The 24,551-nt window shown below is 62.0% G+C and carries 17 protein-coding genes and 3 pseudogenes; 12 read left to right on the top strand and 8 right to left on the bottom strand.

The genetic code is table 11. The features are described 5' to 3' along the window. Positions 1-62: 62 nt before the first annotated feature. Positions 63-1,721, bottom strand: a complete 1,659-nt coding sequence (locus N7E02_RS21845; RefSeq protein ID WP_286579703.1) for an electron transfer flavoprotein-ubiquinone oxidoreductase — start codon at positions 1,719-1,721, stop codon at positions 63-65. A gap of 304 nt (positions 1,722-2,025) precedes the next feature. Between N7E02_RS21845 and N7E02_RS21840 the strand changes: the two genes are divergently transcribed. Then, positions 2,026-2,814, top strand: a complete 789-nt coding sequence (locus tag N7E02_RS21840) for an SDR family oxidoreductase (protein ID WP_286579702.1) — start codon at positions 2,026-2,028, stop codon at positions 2,812-2,814. 122 nt (positions 2,815-2,936) lie between these two features. Further along, entirely contained in the window at positions 2,937-3,140 is a 204-nt protein-coding gene (locus N7E02_RS21835) for a hypothetical protein (protein ID WP_286579701.1), read from the top strand. Positions 3,141-3,152: 12 nt separating this feature from the next. On the opposite strand, the gene blaOXA is transcribed toward N7E02_RS21835, so the two are convergent. Further along, on the bottom strand, positions 3,153-3,950 hold the full coding sequence (gene blaOXA, locus N7E02_RS21830; RefSeq protein ID WP_353622924.1) for a class D beta-lactamase: 798 nt from the start codon (positions 3,948-3,950) through the stop codon (positions 3,153-3,155). Between the two features lie 363 nt (positions 3,951-4,313). On the opposite strand from blaOXA, the gene N7E02_RS21825 reads away from it, so the two are divergent. The 5 genes and pseudogenes from N7E02_RS21825 (at position 4,314) to N7E02_RS21805 (ending at position 8,380) form a co-directional block, all read left to right on the top strand. After that, positions 4,314-5,180, top strand: a complete 867-nt coding sequence (locus N7E02_RS21825) for a hypothetical protein (protein WP_286579698.1) — start codon at positions 4,314-4,316, stop codon at positions 5,178-5,180. 226 nt (positions 5,181-5,406) lie between these two features. Beyond that, a pseudogene (locus N7E02_RS21820) lies at positions 5,407-6,698 on the top strand (Hsp70 family protein). A 276-nt stretch (positions 6,699-6,974) separates the two neighbouring features. Beyond that, a pseudogene (locus N7E02_RS21815) lies at positions 6,975-7,864 on the top strand (uracil-DNA glycosylase). 169 nt (positions 7,865-8,033) lie between these two features. After that, entirely contained in the window at positions 8,034-8,225 is a 192-nt protein-coding gene (locus N7E02_RS21810) for a hypothetical protein (RefSeq protein ID WP_286579697.1), read from the top strand. Between the two features lie 11 nt (positions 8,226-8,236). After that, positions 8,237-8,380, top strand: coding sequence for a hypothetical protein (locus N7E02_RS21805; RefSeq protein ID WP_177231022.1), 144 nt, complete (start codon positions 8,237-8,239; stop codon positions 8,378-8,380). An 18-nt stretch (positions 8,381-8,398) separates the two neighbouring features. On the opposite strand, the pseudogene N7E02_RS21800 reads toward N7E02_RS21805, so the two are convergent. Further along, positions 8,399-9,336: pseudogene (locus N7E02_RS21800) on the bottom strand (DMT family transporter). A 494-nt stretch (positions 9,337-9,830) separates the two neighbouring features. Here N7E02_RS21800 and pepN point away from each other — a divergent pair. After that, complete coding sequence (pepN, locus tag N7E02_RS21795) at positions 9,831-12,470, top strand: aminopeptidase N (protein WP_286579695.1); 2,640 nt, start codon at positions 9,831-9,833, stop codon at positions 12,468-12,470. Positions 12,471-12,489: 19 nt separating this feature from the next. Here the strand turns inward: pepN and N7E02_RS29875 are convergent, their stop codons facing one another. Further along, on the bottom strand, positions 12,490-12,846 hold the full coding sequence (locus tag N7E02_RS29875) for a TetR-like C-terminal domain-containing protein (RefSeq protein WP_353622841.1): 357 nt from the start codon (positions 12,844-12,846) through the stop codon (positions 12,490-12,492). A gap of 11 nt (positions 12,847-12,857) precedes the next feature. Then, positions 12,858-13,052: a TetR family transcriptional regulator gene (locus tag N7E02_RS29870; protein WP_353622840.1), complete on the bottom strand. Its 195-nt coding sequence runs from the start codon at positions 13,050-13,052 to the stop codon at positions 12,858-12,860. Between the two features lie 208 nt (positions 13,053-13,260). Here N7E02_RS29870 and N7E02_RS21785 point away from each other — a divergent pair, with 208 nt between their 5' ends. From N7E02_RS21785 to N7E02_RS21775, 3 genes are all read left to right on the top strand, one after another. Next, positions 13,261-14,463 (top strand): MFS transporter, encoded by a 1,203-nt coding sequence (locus tag N7E02_RS21785; protein ID WP_286579694.1) that lies wholly within the window; start codon positions 13,261-13,263, stop codon positions 14,461-14,463. A 313-nt stretch (positions 14,464-14,776) separates the two neighbouring features. Further along, positions 14,777-17,125, top strand: coding sequence for a PAS domain-containing sensor histidine kinase (locus N7E02_RS21780; protein ID WP_286583977.1), 2,349 nt, complete (start codon positions 14,777-14,779; stop codon positions 17,123-17,125). A gap of 81 nt (positions 17,126-17,206) precedes the next feature. Further along, complete coding sequence (locus tag N7E02_RS21775) at positions 17,207-17,413, top strand: hypothetical protein (RefSeq protein WP_286579693.1); 207 nt, start codon at positions 17,207-17,209, stop codon at positions 17,411-17,413. 97 nt (positions 17,414-17,510) lie between these two features. Here N7E02_RS21775 and N7E02_RS21770 read toward each other — a convergent pair whose 3' ends face one another. After that, positions 17,511-20,459, bottom strand: a complete 2,949-nt coding sequence (locus N7E02_RS21770) for a bifunctional [glutamine synthetase] adenylyltransferase/[glutamine synthetase]-adenylyl-L-tyrosine phosphorylase (RefSeq protein ID WP_286579692.1) — start codon at positions 20,457-20,459, stop codon at positions 17,511-17,513. A 232-nt stretch (positions 20,460-20,691) separates the two neighbouring features. Here N7E02_RS21770 and N7E02_RS21765 point away from each other — a divergent pair, with 232 nt between their 5' ends. Continuing rightward, positions 20,692-22,086 (top strand): GntT/GntP/DsdX family permease, encoded by a 1,395-nt coding sequence (locus N7E02_RS21765; RefSeq protein ID WP_286579691.1) that lies wholly within the window; start codon positions 20,692-20,694, stop codon positions 22,084-22,086. Positions 22,087-22,269: 183 nt separating this feature from the next. Here N7E02_RS21765 and N7E02_RS21760 read toward each other — a convergent pair whose 3' ends face one another. Further along, positions 22,270-23,694: a sensor histidine kinase gene (locus tag N7E02_RS21760; RefSeq protein ID WP_286579690.1), complete on the bottom strand. Its 1,425-nt coding sequence runs from the start codon at positions 23,692-23,694 to the stop codon at positions 22,270-22,272. A gap of 7 nt (positions 23,695-23,701) precedes the next feature. Then, a complete protein-coding gene (locus N7E02_RS21755) occupies positions 23,702-24,481 on the bottom strand; it encodes a response regulator transcription factor (protein WP_510185316.1) in 780 nt (259 codons plus the stop codon). Positions 24,482-24,551 lie beyond the last annotated feature (70 nt).

Below are 24,551 nucleotides of genomic sequence, written 5' to 3'. Positions count from 1 at the left end.
AGCCAACAAAATGCCCGGCGCCGCCGCCGGGCATCTGTCGCATTAGGCAATCGCAGGCGCGATCACATGTTCGGATAGACCGGCCCCTCGCCGCCCTGCGGCGGTACCCAGTTGATGTTCTGATTGGGGTCCTTGATGTCGCAGGTCTTGCAGTGGACGCAGTTCTGCGCGTTGATCACATAGACCTCCTCGCCGTCCTGCTCCCGCCATTCGTAGACGCCGGCCGGACAGTAGCGTGTCGAGGGCCCGGCATAGACGTCGTGTTCGGAACGCCGCTGCAGGTCCATGTCCTTGACCTTGAGATGGACCGGCTGGTCTTCCTCATGGTTGGTGTTGGACAGGAAGACCGAGGACAGGCGGTCGAAGGTCAGCACGCCGTCCGGCTTCGGATATTCGATCTTCTTGTGCAGCTTGGCGGGCTCGAGCGACTGCGCATCCGTCTTGCCATGCTTCAAGGTGAACGGAGACGTGCCGAAGATCTGGTTGATCCACATATCGAGGCCGCCGAGCGCGACGCCGATTGCCGTACCGAACTTCGACCACAGCGGCTTGACGTTGCGGACACGCTTCAGGTCGGTGCCGATGGCGGTCGAGCGCCATTCGTTCTCGATCTCGACAGGCTCGTCATTGGCGCGGCCGGCGGCGATCGCGGCGGCGAGTTTATCGGCAGCGAGAATGCCGGACAGCACTGCGTTATGCGAGCCCTTGATGCGCGGCACATTGACGAAACCGGCCGAACAGCCGATCAGCGCGCCGCCGGGAAAGGAAAGCTTAGGCACCGACTGGTAGCCGCCCTCGGTGATTGCGCGGGCACCGTAGGAAAGACGCTTGCCGCCTTCGAACGTGTCGCGGATCGCCGGATGGGTCTTGAACCGCTGGAACTCCTCGAACGGGTAGAGATAGGGGTTCTTGTAGTTGAGGTGCACGACGAAGCCGACGGCGACCATGTTGTCTTCGAGATGATAGAGGAACGAGCCGCCGCCGGTCTTCATCCCGAGCGGCCAGCCGAAGGAATGCTGGACGAGGCCTTGGCGATGGTTCCCGGGCTTGACCTGCCACAGCTCCTTGATGCCGATGCCGAACTTTTGGGGCTCGCGATCCTTCTGCAGATCAAATTTCGCGATCAGCTGCTTGGCGAGCGAGCCGCGCACACCTTCGCCGATCAGCGTGTATTTGCCGAGCAGTTCCATGCCGCGCGTAAAGTTCGGGCCGGGCTCGCCGTTCTTCTCGATGCCCATGTCGCCGGTGGCGACACCGATGACCGCACCATCCTCGTTGTAGAGCACTTCGCTCGCGGCGAAGCCCGGATAGATCTCGACGCCGAGTTCCTCCGCCTTGGTCGCGAGCCAACGACAGACATTGCCGAGGGAGACGATGTAGTTGCCGTGATTGTTCATCAGCGGCGGCATGGCGAAGTTCGGCAGGCGGATGGACCCGGCAGGGCCCAGTAGCAGGAAGTGGTCGTCGGTGACCTCCGTTTTGAAGGGGTGGCCCTCCTCTTCCCGCCAGCCCGGCAGGAGAGCATCGATGCCGACCGGATCGACGACGGCACCGGACAGAATATGTGCGCCGACCTCGGCACCCTTTTCGAGCACGACCACGGTCAAATCGGGGTTGACCTGTTTCAGCCGGATGGCGGCAGAAAGACCGGCAGGACCAGCTCCTACGATCACCACGTCGAATTCCATCGATTCCCGTTCGGGAAGGTCGTTTACGTCCATGTCCTGCTCCGCTGGCCGGTCCCTTCCGGCTTGTCGTTCTTTCCTACCCGTCTTGGCAAAAGCCAATCGGCTTGTCGAGGCACGAATACGCCTTCAAGAGTGTCAATCGCGCATCTGCATGTGCCGTTTGCTCATATTACGTTTACGTTCACGTAAATAAAGAGTCTTTGTCAGAAGGCAAGTTCGATCTTTCGCGAGTGGTATACCAAAGCTATAACGCTCTCCGCACCCTTTCGATATCGCCCCCGGCGCAGCGCGATCCGCACGTCCAGTGGGGCTCTCAGGCAAAAAGGATAAGTCAGTCATGGATTTCGGCATTACCGGCAAACGCGCATTGGTGCTCGCCTCGTCACGAGGCCTCGGGCTCGGCATTGCCGAAGCGCTGGCGGCCGAAGGCGCCAATGTCCTGCTCGTAGGCCGTTCCGGCGAAAAGCTGGCGGAAAACTGCAAGGCGATCAACGCTCGCGGCAAGGGCAAGGCCGACTGGGTCTGGGGCGATCTCGCTGAGGATAACTTCGTCGAATCCATGGTCGCGGCAGTCAAGGAAAAGCTCGGCGGCATCGACATTCTGGTCAACAACACCGGAGGGCCGACCCCGGGTTCGACCGAGGACATGAGTGCCGACAAGCTCGACACCTTCTTCCAGTCGATGGTGCTGCGGGTGATCTCGCTGACCAACGCCCTGCTGCCGCAGATGAAAGAACAGCGCTGGGGCCGCATCCTGACGGTTGCATCGTCCGGCGTGGTCGAACCGATCACCAACCTGGCGCTGTCCAACACCCTGCGCGGTGCGCTGGTCGGTTGGAACAAGACGCTGTCGAACGAGGTCGCCGGCTTCGGCATCACCGCCAACATGCTGCTGCCCGGCCGCATCCATACCGATCGTATCGAAGAACTGGATGCCGCAAATGCCAAGCGCCTCGGCAAGAGCGTCGAGGATGTGCGCGAGGCTTCGGTCAAGACCATTCCGGCCGGACGGCTGGGCAAGGTGGAAGAGTTTGGCGCAGCCGGTGCCTTCCTGTGCTCGGGCCCGGCGAGCTACATCACCGGCTCGATGCTGCGCATCGACGGCGGCGCCGCCAAGTCCTTCTGAGCGAAGCGCGCTCAATCAAAAGCCCGGCAGTGCCGGGCTTTTTTGTTCCCGCCCTCCATTGCTGGACGGCAGCGGGCGCCTTATTCTCGAAAGGCTCCGTTACCAAAGCAAAAGGCAGGACGATGCGTCTGATCAGAACCGCGACGGGAATATTCGGCGTGATTGTCGTCGTCATCGGCCTTGTCTGGATCGGCCAGGGCACAGGCGTGTTTCCCTATCCCCGCTCCAGCTTCATGATCAACCAGAGCCCCTGGATCTACTGGGGACTGCTGACTTCCCTGGTCGGGCTGATGATCGTGTGGGCATCGCGGCGCTTCCGGATATGATTGCATGCCCCGCTATCTGGCAAGTGCAGGCAGGTCCGCAATCAGGCTGTCGCGAACTGTGTAGCTGATCGGTGTATCGGTGTGGCGCTTGGTGTCCACCAGCAGCCGCGCAAAAGCCACCTTGTGTCCATCCTTTTCCGCCCAGCCGACGAACCAGCCGAGCGGCCGGCCACGATCGGGCTTGCCGGCCTTGTCGCGCAGCCAGCCGGCGCCCGTCTTGCCATGCACGGTCCAGCCGTCGGCGGCCGGAAACGCAGGAACGATCGACTGGGTCAGCTTCACCGCCTCCGGCGAGATCGGCAGTCGGCCGGTCAGGAAGCGACGCAGGAAGTCCACCTGCTGATCGCCCGAAATCTCAAGTGACGAACTCAGCCAGGATTCGGTCAGCCCATCGGTACCGCCCGGACCGCCGGAAACGTCGCGATTGCCATAGTCGAAACGGCGGACATAGTCGGCGAAAGCTTGTCTGCCGAGCTTGCGGGTGATCTCCTGAGAATACCAGACGATCGAATCGCGCTCCCATATGGTCGGGTCGGTCGCCTTCTGCTCGCGCTTCGAGCGATTGAACTTCGCCTGATATTCCCAGCGCGGATTGTGTTCATCGGTCAAGATGCCGGCATCGTAGCCCATCATCGCGATCGGCAGCTTGAATGTCGATTGCGGATAGAAGCCGACGTCACAGGTGCCGCTGCGATGCAGGGACTTGCCCGTCTCGACGTCAAGCATGACCGTGCAACGGACCGGCTCGGCGGCGCGGGCCTGCCCGGAATGAACCAGAAGCCCCGTGGCGAGCGAAAGTGGCAGATACAGATTAAGAAGAAAAAGACTGCGTTGGGCCAAAGGCTTCCTCCATTCGATTCGCCGATATCGTAGAGCGAAGACGCGCGGCGAAAACATGGCCTGTTGGAATCGTCATCTTCGCCGCGCGTGACATCGCTCACTTTTCATTGTTGCCCTCCGGATCAGCAGGCTTCGTGCCGAAGCTCCGCCTATCACGCTGTAGGCGCGACTATCGCGGTCACCGCATTTCCGCGACAACCAGAAGGCGACCATCGTCGTACACCTAAGCCAAATCATGCTTAAATATTGAATTTATTTGTCATTCCGACTTTGAGACTGCGTCAATTCGCGGCTGCTAAGGGCTCGCTACATTAGTCAGTAATGGAGTGAAACTTGTTACTCGAAGGCATTTTTGGAGGCGGCAAGCAGTCCACCGCCCCCAGCCAGCAGCCATCCTCTAGCCAGTCGTCCGGCACCACGCCGACGAGTGGCGAAGCGGACAACAACGACCCGGCCTCGGCGGACAACAGCCAGGCCGACCCGATCTATGACGAAGAGCCGGGCAATACCAACGACGGGACCTATACCGACGTGCCGCCCGCAAGCTCCGAAGAGACCGTTCCGGTGACCGAAGAGACGTCTGCGGCCACGCCTGACACGGAAGAGGCAGAAAACGAAGCCGGCACTCAGCCGCAGCCTACCGACCAGCCGGACGCCCCGGTCGCCTCGTCGCCGAGCGAGCCTGTCCCGGAAGCGGCAGAGCCTGCTCCTTCCGCCGGCACGCCGTCTCCGCCGGAGCCAAGCCAGCCTGAAGCAGATGAGCCTGTCGCCAGCCAGCCGGTGGCTGGTCAGCCAGCTGCATCCGCACCGGAAGACACGGTGTCCGCGCCGGTTCCGACGTCGCCCGCACCTTCTTCGGTCACGACCACGCCGTCGCCGGTTGCCACGAGCCCTGTCGTGGACGAGGCAGTGGCTCCGGTTGAGGAAGAAGCCGAGGAGCCGAAAGACTTCCTCACGCCGTTCCTGGCCGACCTTGAAGAAATCCGCCAGCGCCAGGCAAGCAACACGAGCGATGCGCGTGCGGAAAGCCGCAACCGCGCCGTAGCTGCAATCCAGGAACAGCTCGCCAGCCGCTTGCTGGATTCGCTGTCGTCCGAAACGGCACCGACGACGGCCAGGAGCGCTTCGGTTCTCGACGACAGCGCCGAGACGGCCGAGAGGCCGATGTCACTGGTCGATCGATGGTATCGGGAAGCCTGATCCCGTCATGGGCTTTGGTTCCAAGGGGCGCGAGCTGATCGCGCCCTTTTTCGTTTCTGCCTCGAAGCTCGACCGCTTCCGCCGGTCCGGCCTTCGCCCCTTGCCTTCCCGTCTCTCCTGTGCGATCACGCGCGCTCTCAAATCGGCGGGCGCCTTGAGCGTGCTGCCTTCAGCGTCCGGGAGCATCCCGGGTCCAACATTATCGGCAGACTAAAGGAGCACGGCCATGGCACGGGCGCTCGGGCTTGACTTCGGCACGACCAACACCGTTCTGGCGCTGGCGGATAGCGGCAGCACCACCCATTCCATGCATTTTTCCTCGAGCGCCGGCGAGACGGATTCGATGCGCACCGCGCTGTCCTTCATGAAGGATGCGCAGCTCGGCGCCCAGGCATTGAAGGTCGAGGCCGGACAGGCGGCGATCCGCCAGTTCATCGACAATCCCGGCGATGCCCGCTTCCTTCAGTCGATCAAGACCTTTGCCGCGAGCCCGCTCTTTCAGGGTACACTGGTCTTTGCCCGCCGGCATACGTTCGAAGACCTGATGGAAATCTTCCTCAAGCGCCTCAAGGCCTATGCCGACGGTCACTGGCCGACGGAAATCTCGCGCCTCGTAGCCGGCCGTCCGGTGCATTTCGCCGGCGCCAGCCTGACCCCGCCCTCGCCACCCAGCGCTATAACGAAGCGCTAACGCGGCTCGGCTTTCCCGAGATCCACTATGTGTATGAACCGGTCGCGGCCGCCTACTATTTCGCCCAGACGCTGAAGAGCGATGCGAACGTCCTGGTCGCCGACTTCGGCGGCGGCACGACCGACTATTCGCTGATCCGTTTCGAGCGCGCGGCGGGCAAGCTGACGGCAACTCCGATCGGCCATTCCGGCGTCGGCATCGCGGGAGACCATTTCGACGCCAAGATGATCGAGCATCTGGTGGCGCCGGAAATCGGCAAGGGCACGTTCTTCCGGAGCTTCGACAAGGTGCTGGAAGTGCCGTCGAGCTATTACGCCAATTTCTCGCGCTGGAACCAGTTGTCGATCTTCAAGACGACGCGCGAGTTCAACGATCTGAAGTCGCTGGTCCGGTCCGCGGTCGATCCCGACAAGCTAGAGCTGTTCATCGATCTGGTGGAGCATGACGAGGGTTATCCGCTCTACCAGGCGATCTCGGCGACCAAGATGGCGCTGTCGGGCGCCGAAGAGGCCGAGTTCAACTTCTCGCCGCTCGGCATGGCAGATCGCAAGATGGTGAAGCGTAGCGATTTCAACAGCTGGATCGCCGACGACCTGTCGCGCATCGAAGGCGCGCTCGACGATGTCCTGACCAAGACCAACACCGCGCCTGCCGACGTGGACAAAGTGTTCCTGACCGGCGGCACGTCCTTCGTGCCGGCGGTGCGCGACATCTTCACCCGCCGCTTCGACGCCTCGAAGATCGAAAGCGGCGGCGAGCTTCTGTCGATCGCCCATGGTCTGGCACTGATCGGCGAGAGCGGCGACGTGGAGCAGTGGGCTGCTTGAGGTGATCCGGCTGCTTGGGGAGCGATCCCTCACCAACAAAATCTAAGACTTAGCTAAAGCTAAGATCTTGATTTTGTAACCTCTCCCACAAGGGGAGAGGCAGGCCGCCGAGCTTGCCTCTCCAGTATCTCTCCCCTTGTGGGAGAGAAAGCGATTTCAACATCTTAGCCGAAGGCTAAGTGTTAGAAATCGCAAGTGAGGGATAAACGCCCTCCAAGAACGCCACTAGCCCAAACAATTTCCCACTTCCATCTTACATGCTGTAAGAACGGATTCATGAACGCCGCTTCAGATCTTCACCCAGCCGAGCTTGCCGCGCTTCTGCAATTTTATGCGGATGCCGGTGTCGAGTGGATGCTGGAGGATGAGCCGGTCGATCGGATCGCCGAATTCGAGGCCCAGAAAGCTGCCAAGGCGCAGGGCAGGATGCCAGCTGACCGTTCTGCTCCGTCGCAGGATATGTCCGGCCAAGGATCGCAAGGTCAAGTTGGCTCCGGCAATGCTCCCGCGCCGCGCCGTGCGGCCGCCGCCCCTCGCCCGCCCCGATGGTCGCGGTGCCGGATGGCGAAGCGGTTGCCGCAGCCCGCTTTGCCGCCGAAAGCGCCCGCTCGCTCGCCGAGTTGCAGACGGCGCTCGAGGCCTTCGGCGGCTGCAATCTGAAGAACAGCGCCCGCTCAACCGTCTTCGCCAGCGGCAACCCCGCATCCGGCATCATGGTGATCGGCCCGATGCCGAATGCCGATGACGACCGGGACGGCGCGCCGTTTGCCGGTCGCGCCGGCGAGCTGATGGACCGGATGCTGGCTGCCATCGGGCTTTCCCGTGACGGCGTGCTGATGACCAATGTCATTCCCTGGCGGCCGCCCGGTAACCGCATGCCCTCCCAGGCCGAGATGGATATCTGCCGGCCGTTCATCGAACGCCAGATCGCGCTTGCGGAACCGAAGCTGCTGCTGCTGCTCGGCAATTTCCCAGCCCGCGTCTTCCTTGGCGGCACGGGCACGATCCACACGATGCGCGGCGAGTGGCGCCCAGCCACGTCCGGCAGCCTGGAAATACCTGCTCTTGCCACCTTCCATCCGCAGGAATTGCTCGCCGTCCCTGCAAACAAGGCACTCGCCTGGCGCGACCTTTTGACCTTTAAGAGCCGCCTACAACCCGGCTGATGCCCAGATTTGCGGCAAATGCGCCTGCAAAACGATTTAAGTTACACTTTTATGAAGCAGGCCATGCATTCGGCGCATGGCAGTGCGGCGTTTGCACGCATTGCTAGAATCGATTGTGCGTCGCAATATAAGAACTGTCTTGGGAGGAACATGCTAAGGAACCAAGGCAATGACCACCCGCTTCCGCCCGATCCATTCGGGTTTTGAAACTCTCCGCGCTGCAGGCATCGGGCCACGCTCGACGCAGGGCTATCACCGTTTCGGCTCGGCAACCAACGAGCAGATCACGTCGCGCGCCATGGCTCGCCCGCTCGGGATTACCCGTCCGGCCGCCGTTTTCGCCGACTTCCGCGACCGCTGAGAGACACCGCGATGACCATGATCTTCCGGCCGATCCGCGCCCTGCGTGAAAACCTTCGCCAGATCGGCGCGGCAGTCAACGCGTCGCGCGAATACTCCAAGGCAAGCCAGACGCGCTGCGAAATAGAAGCGCCGTCTTCCGGCATTCCTCTTTAATAAATCGATCCTGCCGCGTCATGCGCCCGGAGGCGAAGCCTTCCGGGCTGCTTTGCGTTCCAGACCCAGCTGGTGCTCGCGGTAGATGATGAAGATGCCGGCCGAGACAGTGATCGCAGTTCCGATCAGCGTGCTCATCGTCGGCACATCACCGAACAGGGCATAGGCGATCGCGATACCGAGAATGATCGAGCTGTATTCGAAGGGCGCGACGGTCGAGACATCGGCCTGCCGATAGCTTTCGGTCAGCAGGATCTGGCCGAGCCCCCGCAGAAACCCGAGGCGATAAGACAGAAGCTCTGGAAGCCGGTCAAAGGCGCCCAGCCGAACGGGATGCTGATCAGCGAGAAGACGGCGGCGGTCAGCGAGAAGTAGAGAACGATCGTCGCCGTCTTCTCGGTTCGCACCAGCTGACGCACCTGGATCATGGCGAAGCCGCCCATGACCGCTGAGAGGAGCACCGCCAGCGCCCCGATCGCCTGCTCCGACCCTGCGCCTGCCGAACTGAACAGGGTCAGCTTGGGCCAGGAAATGATGACGACGCCGACCATGCCGACGGCGACCGCGCTCCAGCGGTAGAGGCGCACGGTCTCCTTCAGGATGAGGGCAGCAAAGACAACAGCGACCAACGGCATCGAGTAGCCGATGGCGATCGCATCGGCCATGGGGAGGTGGATGAGGCCATAGAAGCCAAGCGCCATCGCCATGATTCCGAACGTGCCGCGCTTCAGGTGGCCAAACAGACTGTTGGTGTGGAAGGCGTGCACCAGTTCCTTGCGAAAGGCGAGATAGGCAATGATGGGAACCAGCGCGAAGGCCGACCTGTAGAATGTTACCTGACCGGCGGGAATGCCTAATCCCGCGGATTTGATGCAGGCCTGCATCATGACGAAAACGACGACGGACAAGACTTTCAACGTGATCCCGCGGAGGGGATTCAAGGCTTCGGGGGCCATTGTAAACTCATTGTGGACCGACCTTGGGCGTCGATCAGAAACGGAGAGCGGCGGGGAATCATTGGCAGGGTAACGGAAAATTGGCCCACCGTGCATGAAAACTGATGATCACCCTATGACGGTGAGGAATAGGTTAACCGCAAGTATTCCGTCCGCTAATCGCGGAGAAACTAAACCAGAGGGCGAAACTCATCACGAAACGCAACGTATCAGGCAAAGGATGGGCTATCGGAAACAGCTCGAAGCTCGGACACACCTTCCCAAGCAACTTCGATTGAGACAAAATTTGTTAAATTAATCGGATACTCACCTTAAAATCACGCAGTGACCGAAATTGGATCACTATACTGACGGTGGGGCGGTTTATTTTAGAGCAGGTTCAACAATCGTTTAGCATTGGGTGCAATTATGCGCTCGGCAAATGGGGATTGCCGGTCTGATCGGGGGCAGAAAATCCCATAGCCGTCTATTTGGAAGCCGGTTCAGGATTCACTATGCGAACAGATATGGGCCAGATCGTACATCTGGCAGATTACCGCCCCACCGACTTCGTCCTGGAACGGGTGGACCTCACATTTGAGCTAGATCCGACCAATACGAAGGTCGACGCGCGGCTGATCTTCCACCGCCGCGAGGGCGTCGACACGTCCGCTCCGCTGGTGCTCGACGGCGATGAGCTAAAGCTCTCCGGCCTGCTGTTCGATCAGAGGGAAATGCCGGCCAGCCAGTATGATGCGACCCCGGATAAACTGACGGTGCGCGATCTGCCGGCCGAAACGCCTTTCGAGCTGACCATCACCACCTATATCAACCCGGAAGCCAATACGACGCTGATGGGTCTCTATCGCACCAATGGTGTCTATTGCACCCAGTGCGAGGCAGAGGGCTTCCGCCGCATTTCCTATTTCCCGGACCGTCCGGATGTGCTGGCGCCGTATACGATCACCATCATCGGTGACAAGGCGGCCAACCCGGTCATGCTGTCCAACGGCAACTTCCTCGGCGGCGCCGGTTATGACGAAGGCCGCGCTTTCGCTGCGTGGTTCGACCCGCATCCAAAGCCTGCCTATCTCTTTGCGCTGGTCGCCGGTGATCTCGGTGTCGTCGAAGACACGTTCGAGACCATGTCGGGCAACGAAGTCGCGCTGAAGATCTATGTCGAGCACGGCAAGGAAGCCCGCGCGGCCTATGCCATGGACGCGCTCAAGCGCTCGATGAAATGGGACGAGGAGCGCTTCGGTCGCGAATACGACCTCAACATCTTCCAGATCGTCGCCGTGTCCGACTTCAACATGGGCGCGATGGAGAACAAGGGCCTCAACGTCTTCAACGACAAGTATGTCCTTGCCGACCCGGAAACCGCCACCGACCAGGATTATGCCAATATCGAGCGCATCATCGCGCATGAATATTTCCACAACTGGACCGGCAACCGCATCACCTGCCGCGACTGGTTCCAGCTTTGCCTGAAAGAAGGTCTGACGGTCTATCGCGACCAGGAATTTTCCTCCGACATGCGTTCGCGCGCCGTCAAGCGCATCGCCGATGTGCGCGGCCTGAAGTCGGAGCAGTTCCCGGAAGATGCCGGCCCGCTGGCGCATCCGCCGCGCCCGGACACCTATCGCGAAATCAACAATTTCTACACGACGACGATCTACGAGAAGGGTGCCGAAATCACCGGCATGATCGCGACCGTTCTCGGACGCGACGCCTTCCGCAAAGGCATGGATCTCTATTTCGAGCGCCATGACGGCCAGGCCGTCACCGTCGAGGACTATGTGAAGTGCTTCGAGGATGCGAGCGGCCGTGACCTGACGCAGTTCTTCCGCTGGTATATCCAGGCCGGAACACCGCTCGTGACCGCCTCGGGCAGCTACGACCAGGCGGCCGGCACGTTTACGCTGTCGCTCGAGCAGATGACGCCCGCGACGCCCGGCCAGCCGAACAAGGAGCCGCTGCATATCCCGCTCTCCTTCGCGCTGATCCTGGATAACGGCTCGATCGCGACCCCGGCTTCGGTCGAAGGCGGCGAAGTGACGGGCGAGGTGCTGCATCTCACCGAGCGCAAGCAGACCTTCACCTTCACCGGCATTTCCTCTCGCCCGGTCCTGTCGCTCAACCGGTCCTTCTCGGCGCCGATCAACCTGCATCTCGATCAGACGGAAGCCGATCTCGCCCATATCGCCAAGCACGATACGGATCTCTTCTCCCGCTGGCAGGCCCTGACCGACCTCGCCATGCCGAACCTGATCCAGGCGACCCGCGACGGAGACAAGGCAACCGGCAACCCGGCGCTGATCTCCGCCCTGCTGGAATGCGCCGCCGATGCATCGCTGGAACCGGCCTTCCGCGCCCAGGTTCTGAACCTGCCGAGCGAAGCCGATATCGCCCGCGAGATCGGTTCGAACAACGATCCCGAAGCGATCCATGCCGGCCGCAAGGCGGTGCTGAAATCAATCGCGGAGGCCGGCGAGGACATCTTCACCGCTCTCTTCGACGAGATGAAGGTCACCGGCGCGTATTCGCCGGACGCCGAAAGCGCCGGCAAGCGCTCGCTGCGTAACGCCGCCCTCATGTATCTGACCTATGCCGAAGAAACGCCCGCCCGCGCAGCCGAGGCCTTCGGTTCCGCCGACAACATGACGGATCTCGCCCAGTCGCTGACGCTGCTTGCCCATCGCTTCCCCGATGCATCGGAGACGACGGCTGCGATCGCCAGCTTCCTGACGCGGTTCGACGGCAATCCTTTGGTCATCGACAAGTGGTTCTCGATCCAGGCGACCATTCCGGGTGCCGATGCGCTGACCCGTGTCAAGGAACTGATGGAAAACCCGCGCTACAACGCCGGCAACCCGAACCGGGTACGCTCGCTGATCGGCGCCTATGCCTTCTCCAACGCGACGGGCTTCAACCGCGCGGATGGCGCAGGATACGAGCTTCTGGCCGACCAGATCCTCTCGATCGATCCGAAAAACCCGCAGCTTGCGGCCCGTATCCTGACTTCGATGCGCTCCTTCCGCTCGCTCGAGCCCGGCCGCGCGGATAAGGCACGTGCAGCGCTTACCAGGATCGCAGCAGCAAAGGGCCTGTCGACCGATGTCAGCGACATCGTCGGCCGCATGCTGAAGGACTGAGCAAAACCTGCCGGCTGCGTCAGCGGCCGGCATTCTTCCCAAGAAAATCCGATATCAGCGCCCGGCAATAGTCGGGCGTGACCTCCCGGTCGCGAAACATGATGTGATAGACGATCGGCGCCACGACCTTGTCCATGGCGGCGGAAACGTCGAAGATCGCTTCACCTCTCTGCTCAGCCCGTTCGCGCAGCGTCTCTAGGTGATGGATCGTGTAGTGGCAGCATTTTTCAGCAGCGCCACCGGACGAACTGCCGAGAATATCCGACAGCATTTCCCGCCCGACATCCGACGACATTTCCTCGGCATATTCGATAATGAAGGTCTCGACATCCGATCGCATATTGCCGGTATCCGTCGGATCGGCGATCGGCCGCATATGGGCCAGTGCTACATCCGCCAGAAGATCGCCGATATCCCCCAGCGCCGATAGATCGTCGACGGCGTCACACCAGCCTTCTCCGCGATCATCGGCACGGTAATGGCACTGCGATCCGTGGTCTTGAGAAGCTCCCGCGTCGCCTCATGCACCGCCGTCTGAATGCGCGCACTGCGCCCACCCTGCCGTAACATCTCCCGTGCCATCATCTACTCCTGCCGCTCTGCGGCATCTGTTTTTATCTGTGAGGGATCGGTTTCCCGATCGCCGTCCGGCTCGCACCATGTTTTCCACATCTCGCATCGAAAACGCGAGTGTCGATCTTCACGATAAGCCTTAACGCAAATATATTGCATTAATCGCAGATCGCAATTATATGCCACTAACGCTAATAATTTGCGTTAAGGTGATTTCATGAGCAAGACCGCTGTTCCCGCCGCATCGTCCGGCCCTACCCGCATGACCGTGTTCAGCTTTCTCGGTGCGGTGATGATCTCCGCATGCAGCAGCGCCCCGACGCCGCTCTACCATCTCTACCAGGAAACGCTGCATCTCACGCCGGGCATGATCACCCTGGTGTTCGGCTCCTATGCCTTCGCGCTCCTCGCGGCACTGCTGACGGTCGGTGGACTGTCCGACTTCCTTGGACGGCGCCCGCTCATCCTTCTCGCGCTTCTTCTGAACGCCGCGGCGCTCGCCATCTTCCTGATCGCCCAGTCCGGGCCGACCTTGCTGATCGCCCGCATCGTGCAAGGTTTTGCGACAGGCGTCGCCTTCCCCACCTTCGGCGCGACGATCCTCGATACGAACCGCGAGAAGGCACCGCTGCTCAACGGCATTACCGCCTTTCTCGGCCTGACGGTCGGCTCGCTGCTGGGCGGCATACTGGTCGATTATGCACCCTACCCCACCCATCTTGTCTATGTCGTTCTGCTGGGTCTGACCGGACTTGCCATCGTCACGCTCTTCTTCATGCCGGAGACGATCACGCGGCGACCCGGTGCCATTGCCTCGCTTCGCCCGCATGTCAGTGTGCCGCGCCGGGCACGGTCGACGCTGCTGCGGGTCACGCCGGTCAATGTCGCCGGCTGGTCGCTTGGCGGCTTCTACCTGTCCCTGATGCCGACGCTGGTGACGGTTGCGACCGGCATCGTCTCGCCCTTCGTCGGCGCCTCGGTCGTCGCCACCCTGATGCTGAGCGGCACCGCCTCCGTCCTGATCTTCCGCAAGCTGCCGCCCCAGCGCGTGCTGCTCACCGGAACCATGGCACTGATCGTCGGCGTCCTCGTCACGCTCTCCGGCGTGCACTTCCAGGCCGTCGGGCCGATCTTTGCCGGCACCGCGATCGCCGGGCTCGGCTTCGGCTCGATCTTTTCCAACATCCTGCGCATTCTCCTGCCGCTGGCAGAGACGCATGAGCGGGCGGAACTCTTCGCCGCCTTCCTGGTCGAGAGCTATCTTGCCTTTGCGCTACCGGCCATCGTCGCCGGCTTCGCGGCACCGGTCATCGGCCTGCAGGCAACCGTCTATGTCTATGGAACGGCCGTCGTCCTGCTCGCCCTGATCTCGATGATGGTGACGAGGGCGAGCCCGTCCCAAGCTCCTGCTCCCACCTGAAGTCGACGCGAAAGAGAGCCGTCAATCGCCCGGATTACGTGGGTCCGCGCCGCCAGAGTGCCGGCGCGGACGACGGACCTCACGGATTGACACATTTTGAAACAACCTGCTTGACGGGCGCCCATTTTTCAAAGTCGAAATCTGCACAGCACGCCAAGTGATTTGCCGCTGACAAGCAGGTAAAAATCACTGAAATTCATATGGTTAACAAATTATTACCAACCCTCTGGACACAGAGAATCACTCTATGATTCATTAGGTCAGATTCGGGCGGGCGGCGTTCCGAATCATCACGAGGGACCAGATGAACACGATATCGGACGTGCGGCGGGCAACCGCTGCCGGGGATCGGCTGCGCTTTAAATTTCCGAAGCTTGGCGGCCTTAAAAAAGCGATTTCAGAAGACAGTCATCTGGCGGTCCGCCCGATCACGCGGCAGGTACCGCGGGTGGAGATGGTCCTCAAGCGATCGATCCCTCTACTGATCATCGCCTTCCTGATGGTGGTCGCGGCCTCCCGCGGCGTCGGCATCATCGGCGAACACGGTCGGATGGAAGATGCCGCGCGGCAATCGACGGCTCTGATGGCGGCGACCGCGAGCGCAGTCTTCGCCGGGCAAGAAGCACTGTTCAATCCCGGCGATCGCGCCAGCGCGGAGGCCCGCCTCGGTTCCTATCTCTCGACAGCCGGCCGCCAGCAGGGCTCGTTCACCCTTCTCGTCAACACCGCCGGTATCGTTTTCGGCGCGTCCGAAGGTGCTGCGTCCTATATCGGACGCCGGCTGACCTCGCTTCTTCCGGAAACGGCTGCGCTGCGTCGCTTCGGCGGCCACAGCGGCGTCATCCAAACCAATCTCGACGACATCTCCCACTTCGCCTCCATCCAGCCGATCGGCACCGATGGCGCGCTCATCGTCGCTGCCCATTCCATGGAACCGACGAACCATTTCCTGCGCAGCGAAGTGTCGCTCAACGTGACGATCTTCACCGGCATTTCCGCCATCCTGCTCGTCATCCTGTATGCCTATTACGTCCAGGTGAAACGGGCGCGCGACGCCGACGAGATCTTCGTCGAATCCAATCTGCGGATCGAGACCGCTCTGTCGCGCGGTCGCTCGGGCCTTTGGGACTTCGACGTCACCAACCGCCGGCTTTTCTGGTCCGGCTCGATGTATGAGATGCTCGGCCTGCCGGCGACCGGCAGCGTCATTTCCTTCGCCGATGCCGCCCGCATGATGCACCCGTCGGACGGCAACATCTTCGCGCTTGCCCGCGCCATCGGCCGCGGCAATGCCAAGCAGGTAGACCAGATTTTTCGCATGCGTCATGCGGCAGGTCACTATGTGTGGATGCGCGCCCGCGCCCAGGTGGTCCGCAACGCTGCAGGCCGCACCCATGTCATCGGTATCGCCATGGACGTTACCGAACAGCACCGTCTTGCCCAGCGCTATGCCGAAGCCGACCAGCGCCTCGCGGACGCGATCGAATGCACCTCGGAAGCCTTCGTGCTCTGGGACAAGAACGATCGGCTCGTCATGTGCAACACCCACTTCCAGGAAGCCTACGGCCTGCCGGACAATGTGCTGGTGCCCGGCACCGAGCGTGTGGTCGTCAATGCAGCCGCAGCCCGCCCGGTCATCGAGCGCCGCGTCGCCGATGCTGACGGCAGCGGCTTCTCCCGCACGACCGAAGTGCAGCTTGCCGACGAACGCTGGTTGCAGATCAACGAGCGCCGCACCCGCGACGGCGGCACGGTCTCGGTCGGCACCGACATCACGCTTCTGAAGCGCCACCAGGATCGCCTGCGCCACAGCGAACGCCGCCTGATGGCGACGATCGGCGACCTTTCCGCTTCGCAGAAGACGCTGGAGCGCCAGAAGGCCGAACTCTCGGCAACCAATGCCGCCTATCAGGTGGAAAAGGAACGCGCCGAGGCCGCAAACAAAGCGAAGTCGGAATTCCTCGCCAACATGTCCCACGAGCTGCGCACGCCGCTCAACGCCATCCTCGGCTTCTCCGAAATCCTGATGAACGGCATGTTCGGCCCGCTCGGCTCGCCGCGCTACGGCGAATATTCCAAGGACATCCACGACAGCGGCAAGCACCTGCTCAACGTCATCAACGACATTCTCGACATGTCGAAGATCGAAGCCGGCCACATGCGCATCCAGAGCGAGCGCGTCGATCTCGCACCGCTGGTCGAAGAAACGCTGCGCCTCACCGCCATTGCTGCCGAGGAAAAGCACATCGCCATCCGCCAGAGCCTGCCAACCGCGCTCGACATGGTCGGCGATCGCCGTGCGCTGAAGCAGGTCATGCTCAACATCCTCTCCAACGCCGTGAAGTTCACCAACGAAGGCGGCACGATCGAGCTCAGGGCAAAGAAGCTGAAGAGCGGCCTGATGCTGACCATCGCCGACAGCGGCATCGGCATCCCGCGCGACGCGCTCTCCAAGATCGGCCAGCCCTTCGAACAGGTGCAGAGCCAGTACGCCAAGAGCAAGGGCGGCTCGGGCCTCGGCCTCGCCATCTCCCGCTCGCTCGTCGCGCTCCATGGCGGCAAGATGCGCATCCGCTCCAAGATGGGCAAGGGAACTGCCGTGTCGATCCACATCCCGGATCTGCCGATGCCGGTTTCGACGGCACGCAAGAGGGCGGCGTGACGCTACGTAAAAATTGAGTTTCGATTGACTACAACCAAAGCGCTTGCAACATATCACACGGTCACGATGGGGAGTTGATCGGTGAGCGCAGCTGGAGCATCGCAGGCGAAAGATCAGACATCATTGAAGTCGGGCGATGGCGGCGGTATATTTACCGATATGGAAACCCGTCTGACCAAGCTCGAAGAAGCTTACGAGGATACGCGTTCAACCCTGAACACGATCATGGGGCATTGGCGCGCTTGGATGCGAAACTGGATTCCAAGCCCGATCAAGGTTGGATCGTAAACATGATCTGCGTTGTGCTCGGTGTCGTTCTGGCGTCGATCGCGGCAACGGCCGGCATTATTGCCCTGATGCGCTGATCGCACGATCGCTTATCACGCTACGCTCCGACCAACCGCCCAAACACCTTTCGCACGTCCTCCGACAACCGCCTGACCTCACCTTCCAGCGTGCCGAGATCCGGGCAGTCCCCCGCCCGGCAGATGCGCTCGACCAGTCCTGCCGGAGCATCCTCGGCCTCGAATGCTCCTTCGACACACAGCCGGATGATCTGGGAGAGTTCGGTGAAAAGGCGCAGCGCCTCAAGGCAGGTTTCGAGATCGGCGGGCGGCAGAAGCCCGGCGCCCAATGCCTTCAGCGCCTCGGCCGTTGAAAACCCATAGGTATCAGCGGCGACACCCTTGGCGGGCGCAACCAGCCGCAGATATTGGGCAATGAACTCGATATCCACCAGCCCGCCCGGAATGAGCTTGAGGTCCCAGCTGTCGCGCGGCGGCTTTTCCGTCTCGATCAGCGCCCGCATCTCGGCGACGTCCTTGGCGATATTCTTGACGTCGCGCTTCACCGACAGGACCTCGGCGATAATGGCCTTCGCCTCGCCGGTCAGGCTCTCGTCACCGCAGACGAGCCGTGCTCGTGTCAGCGCCATATGCTCCCAGGTCCAGGCTTCTTCCCGCTGGTATTTGCCGAAGGCATTGATGCGGGTTGCGACCGGCCCCTTGTTGCCGGAAGGGCGCAGACGAAGGTCCACCTCGAAGATCACGCCCTCGGCCATCGGCGCCGAGAGTGCCGCGATCAGCCGCTGCGTGACGCGGGTGAAATAGCGCTGCGCGTCGAGCGGCTTTGCACCATCGCTTTCCAGCGCCTCGCTGTCATAGTCGTAGAGGAGAATGAGATCGACATCCGATCCCGCCGTCAATTCGAACGAACCGAGCTTGCCCATGCCCATCACGGCAACACGGCCGCCGGGATAGGCCCCGTGCGCCGCTTCGATCTCCGCCAGCACCGCACGCAGCGCAGCGTCAATCAAAAGGTCCGCGAGATCGGTGAAGGCACGGCCGGCATCCTCGCCGGAGATTGCTCCTGTTAGCAATCGGATGCCGATCAGGAACCGCTGCTCGGCGGCGAAGATGCGCAGCCGGTCCAGCCTGTCCTCGTAGTGCCGCGAACTTGAAAGAAACGTATCCAACCGCTTGGCGAGGTAATCCCGGGTCGGAATTTCCGCCATCAGACCGGGGTCCAGCATACCGTCGAAAACATGCGGCTTGGAGGCGATGATATCGGCGAGTCTCGGCGCCGAGGCCATGATGGTGACGATGAGGGAGAGCAGCGGAGGATTGTTGCCGATCAGCGAAAAGAGCTGGATACCGGCCGGCAGTGCCTTCAGAAAACTGTCGAAGCGCAGCAGCGCCTCGTCGGCCCGCCGGCTCTCGCCAAAGGCCTTCAAGAGCGCCGGCATCATTTCCGTCAGCCGCTCGCGGGCTTCGACCGAATGCGTCGCCCGGTAGCGCCCGGAATGCCATGTGCGGATCATCCGCGACATGTCGGCCGACCGTTCGAAGCCGAGCTCGGCGAGCGTCTTCAGCGTATCTGGATCGTCCTTCTGGCCGGTGAAAACGAGATTGCCCTCCCCGCCGGACAGCAGCTCCTCCTGCTCGAACAGCCGCGAGTAACGACGCTCGACCGTCTTCAGCACCGCCTCCAGCCGGGTGGAGAAACCCGCGACATCGGCGTAGCCGAGCATGAAGGCGATGCGCTTCAGTTCTTCGTCGCTGTCCGGCAGTTTATGCGTCTGCTCGTCATGCACCATCTGGATGCGGTGCTCGACATCGCGGAGGAACCAGTAGCCCTCGGTCAGCGCCGTCGCGATCTCCGGCTTGATCCATTTGGCGTCGGCCAGCGCCTGCAGCGCCACTTCCGTCTCGCGGGTCCGCAGAGGCGGCATGCGACCGCCCGCGATCAGTTGCTGGGTCTGGGCGAAGAACTCGATCTCGCGAATGCCGCCACGCCCGAGCTTGACGTCATGGCCCTTAACGGCAATCGCGCCATGCCCCTTGTGCACATGGATCTGGCGCTTGATCGAATGGATATCGGCGATCGCCGCATAGTCGAGATATTTGCGGAAGACGAAGGGCGTCAGAAGCTTGAGGAAATTCTCGCCGGCTGCGATATCGCCGGCCACCGGCCGCGCCTTGATATAGGCGGCCCGCTCCCAGTTCTGCCCCCTGCCCTCGTAATAGATCAGCGCCGCGTCGAGCGAGACGGCAAGCGGCGTCGAGCCCGGATCGGGACGGAGCCGAAGGTCGGTACGGAACACATAACCGTCGGCAGTGCGATCCTGCAGGATGCGGATCAGCCGGCGCATCATCCGGCCATAGGTCTCCGACGCATCCAGCGGGTCGTCGAGAATGCCTGTCTCGGGATCGTAGAAGACGACGATATCGATATCCGAGGAATAGTTCAGCTCGCGCCCGCCGAGCTTGCCCATGCCGAGCACGATCAGGCCGGAACCTTGGCTGGGCTTCTCGGGGTCGACAAGCTTCACCTTGCCGCTGCCATGAGCCGACAGAAGGAGATGATCGATCGCTGCGGCAACCGAGGCCTCGGCGAAGTCGCTCAGCCAGCGCGTCGTCTCCTTCGCGGTGAAGATGCGCGCAAGATCGGCCAGCGCGATGATGAAGCTGGCAGCACGTTTCGCGGCCCTCAGCGTCGTCATCACATCGTTTTCGGAAGGCGTTCTGTCGCCTTGCGGCCGCCAGGCATTGCGTGCCTCATCCGTGAGTGCCGCCAGCGCCGGCTCGATCGGCTCGCTGATCGCGTCCACCAGTATCTTCGGAGAAACGACCGCCACGTCGCGCAGATAGGGCGAGAGCGAGAAGGCCGCGACGAGAAAAGCCTTGAGGGCGCCATCCTGCTTCAGAACATCGGCGACCGCCGGTTCCGACTTGGCGATGTCCTTCAGCACGCCGAGTGCCACCTTGGCTTCCGCCTGGTTGAGCGGGCGGATCACGTCCGCCGCCACGGTATCGAGCCGTCTTGCGCCTTCCATCAGCTTCCTCCTCCACACAGCTTCTAGTTTGCGAAGCGGGAGAAGACAAACGGGAATGCCCGAAACCACAACCCACGAATGATTGCGGCCCGCGAACCGGAGGAATTTAATTAGGGCCCTATCTTTTGGAGCCGTTCGTGCTCCAGCCCTCACGCGGGCCGTATCCAGCAATTCCGGTGAATGGGGTCACCCGGCGGCAGGTGCTCCCGCGTTTCGTCACTCGGGAGAGAAAATGAGTTCGTCCGATATTGCCCTTCTCGCCACCGCCGTCGGTGGGGTGGTCTTCCTCGTCGTCCTGATCGTCTCGCGCATCAGGCTGCACCCGCTGCTCGCGCTGATTATCACCTCGATCGCCGTCGGCCTCGTCGCCGGCATGCCGGGCGACAAGCTGATCAAGTCGATCGAGGCGGGTGCCGGCCATACGCTCGGCGCGGTCGGCCTCGTGGTGGCGCTCGGCGCCATGCTTGGCAGGATCCTGGCGGCAGGCGGCGTGACCGACAGCATTTCCAACCTGATCATATCCAAAACCTCGACACGCCTCCTGCCCTGGGCGATGGCCGGCGCCGCCTTCATCATCGGCATCCCGATGTTCTTCGAGGTCGGCCTCGTCGTGCTCCTGCCGCTGATCTTCAGCGTCGCGCGCAAGCTCGATGCGACCAAGAGCATCAAGGGCTCGGCTTATGTCTATGTCGGCGTGCCGGTCATTGCGGCACTCGCCTCGATGCATGGCATGGTGCCGCCGCATCCCGGCCCGCTGACGGCGATTGCCTCCCTCAACGCCAATATCGGCGCGACCATGCTCTACGGCTTCATCGCCGCCATCCCCGCAATCATCATCGGTGGCCCCATCTATGGGGCGATCATCACGCCGCGCCTGACGGTCAAGCCGGACCAGAGCCTGATCGACCAGTTTTCGGAGGATACCGAAAACGGCCTGTCCACAGACCAGGCACCGCCCGGCCTTGGCCTCAGCCTGCTGACCGCGCTCCTGCCCGCGCTGCTCATGCTCTTCCACGCGATCGCAGAACTGGTCCTGCCGGAAGGCTCGGCAATTCTGTCGATCACCGACTTCCTCGGCGATCCGGGCATCGCCATGCTGATCGGCGTCCTGTTTGCCGCCTGTACGCTCATCTACGCCCGCGGCGGTAACAGCGAGCATCTCCGCTCGTCGCTCTCCGCCAGCGTCAAGCCGATCGCCAATGTGCTCCTGATCATCGCCGGTGGTGGCGCCTTCCAGCACGTCCTCGGCGATGCCAAGGTCGGCGAGGCGATCATGCACTTGAGCCAGCAGTTCTCGCTCTCGCCGCTGCTGCTCGGCTGGATCATCTCGATGCTGCTCTCGGTCTCGACCGGTTCGGCGACCGTCGGCATCGTCGGCGCATCCGGCCTGCTCGCCCCGCTCGTCGCCGCCGACCCGTCGCTCAATGCCTCGCTCCTGGCGCTCTCGGTCGGCTGCGGCTCGCTGTTCTTCAACTATGCCAACCATGCCGGCTTCTGGCTGGTGAAGGAATCCTTCGGCATGAGCATGGGCGAAGCTACCGCGACGATCTCGATCATCCAGTCGATCGTCTCGGCCGTCGGGCTGATCATGGTGCTGCTGATGAACCTGGCGCCGCCGCTGGTATGAGGGGTAAGTGGCAGAAACACCCCTCTGGCCTGCCGGCCATCTCCCCCACAAGGGGGAGAAAATGCGCGGCAACCTCATGCCCCAATTGGGCTCTGATGACGCGGCTAGGTTAAGCCGTCCCCCTTGTGGGGAGGGTTTGGGAGGGGTCTTTGTGACGGATTTGAGAGCAGCTGTTTGCTCCCCTCAGCCCTTCATAACCGGAAACACCATCGTCACAGTCAGCCCAGGCATCTCGACATTCGCCTCGTCGGTGGCGGAAAGCTCCAGCCTGCCGCCATGCAGCTCCATCACCGCCTCCACAAGGGAAAGCCCCAACCCGGTCCCCGGCTTCGACCGGCTGGCGTCAAGCCTGAAGAACCGTTTCGTCACCTCGCCGCGCTTGTCGGCGGGCACGCCCGGGCCATTGTCGGGCACGGCGAGCTTTACCGCGCCTGCCTCCGTAAACAGCTTCACCCGGATGATGGGAGCCTCGCTGCCCTCACCCGCATATTTGATTGCATTGTCCAAGAGGTTGAAGATCGCCTGGCCGATGAGTTCGCGATTGCCGTTGACGGCAATGCCGGGCTCGATCTCGGTCACCAGCGAAATCCCGGCCTCCTCGGCCACCGGCTCATAAAGCTCGGCGCTGTCGGCGGAGACTGCGGAGAGATCGACATTCGACATTTCGGCGGCAATCGATCCGGCCTCGACGCGGGAGATCATCAGCAGCGCATTGAAGGTGCGGATCAACTGGTCGGATTCTCCGATAATCCCCTCCAGCGCCGTCTTGCGCACCTCTTCGCGGTCCTCGGCCAGCGCATCGGCCGCCTTGTTGCGTAACCGCGTCAGCGGCGTCTTCAGGTCGTGGGCAATGTTGTCGGAGACCTGCCGCAGGCCTTCGTTGAGCTTCTCGATACGGCCGAGCATGGCGTTGAGCGAACTGGACAGTCGATCAAACTCGTCGCCGGAGCGGCCGACCGGGAGGCGCTGGGACAAGTCACCGGCCATGATCTTCCGGCTTGCGGCCGACATTCGGTCGATGCGTTTCAGCGCATTGCGGCCGATACCGAACCAGATAATCAGCGCCCCGAGCCCCATGATCGCCAGCGCCACCATCAGCGCCTGGCGCACGATGTAGCGGAAGCGGCTCGGGTCGCCGAGATCGCGGCCGACCATCACCCGCAGGCCGTTTTCGAAAACGAGTACGTTGGCGATCGCGAGGTGCTTGCGCGGGCCGCCGACCTCCGCATAGGGCTCGTAGATGAAGGGCATGTCCGTCCAGCCCTGCCTGTCCAGCACGCCCGGCTGGACGGAAGCTACGTTACCCGCCAGCATCTCGCCATTCGGGCCTGCAATCACGTAGAGGTTCGCTCCCGGCTGGCGGGCGCGGCGTTCCATGATGCGCAGCAGAAGATTGACGCCACCGCGATTATAGGCGCGCTGGATATCCTCCACTTCCTCCTGGATCGTCTGGCGCGTCTGCTGCACCAGCGTCTTTTCGGAGAGCGCGGTCACATAGAAGACCAGAAAGGCGGCGCAGATGGCAAAGAGAAGGATATAGAGTGCCGACAGCCTCACGGCCGTCGAACGGAACATGAGGCGGGACCGCTGGATGATGCGGGAGGGCATGAAAACTCTATCCCTCGTCCTTGATCATGTAGCCGGCGCCGCGAATGGTCTTCAAGAGCGGCTTGTCAAAGTCCTTCTCGATCTTCGAGCGCAGGCGCGAGACATGCACGTCGATGACATTGGTCTGCGGGTCGAAGTGATAATCCCAGACGTTTTCGAGCAGCATGGTGCGGGTCACCACCTGTCCGGCATTCTTCATCAGATATTCCAGCAGGCGGAATTCGCGCGGCTGCAGCAGCACGTCCTTGCCGGCGCGCTTGACCTCATGGGACAGGCGGTCGAGTTCGAGATCGCCGACGCGGTAGACCATGTCCTGTTCGGGCGTGCCCTTGCGGCGGCCGAGAACCTCAACGCGGGCGAGAAGCTCGGAGAAGGCATAGGGCTTCGGCAGATAATCGTCGCCGCCGGCGCGCAGGCCGGTCACGCGGTCATCCACCTGGCCGAGCGCCGAGAGGATCAGGACCGGCGTGTTGACGCCGCGCTTGCGCAACTCGCTGATGACGGAAATGCCGTCGCGGCGCGGCAGCATGCGGTCGATGACCATCACGTCATAGGAATTCTCGCTCGCCATGAACAGGCCGCTTTCGCCGTCGCTCGCATGGTCGACAACGATGCCGACCTCGCGAAAGGCCTTGGTCATGTAGGCTGCCGCCTCGAGATCGTCTTCGATAACCAGAATCTTCATGTGCGGGACAATAGCGTCGCCGGAGGCATTTGCACCATCTGAATTGTTCTGGGCGGAATTGTCCGGTGCGGAATTGTTTGCGGCGGTGGATTGTGAGGACATAGTCGGCATTGAGAACTCCATCGACGAGACGGACAAACAAGACGGGGCGCCGACGTTGCCGGCGGCGCCC

The sequence above is a fragment of the Terrirhizobium terrae genome (genome assembly GCF_030323265.1).
Taxonomy (GTDB): domain Bacteria; phylum Pseudomonadota; class Alphaproteobacteria; order Rhizobiales; family Rhizobiaceae; genus Neorhizobium.
Note: the sequence above shows the minus strand (reverse complement) of the source record. Positions and strands in the feature narration are given on the sequence as shown.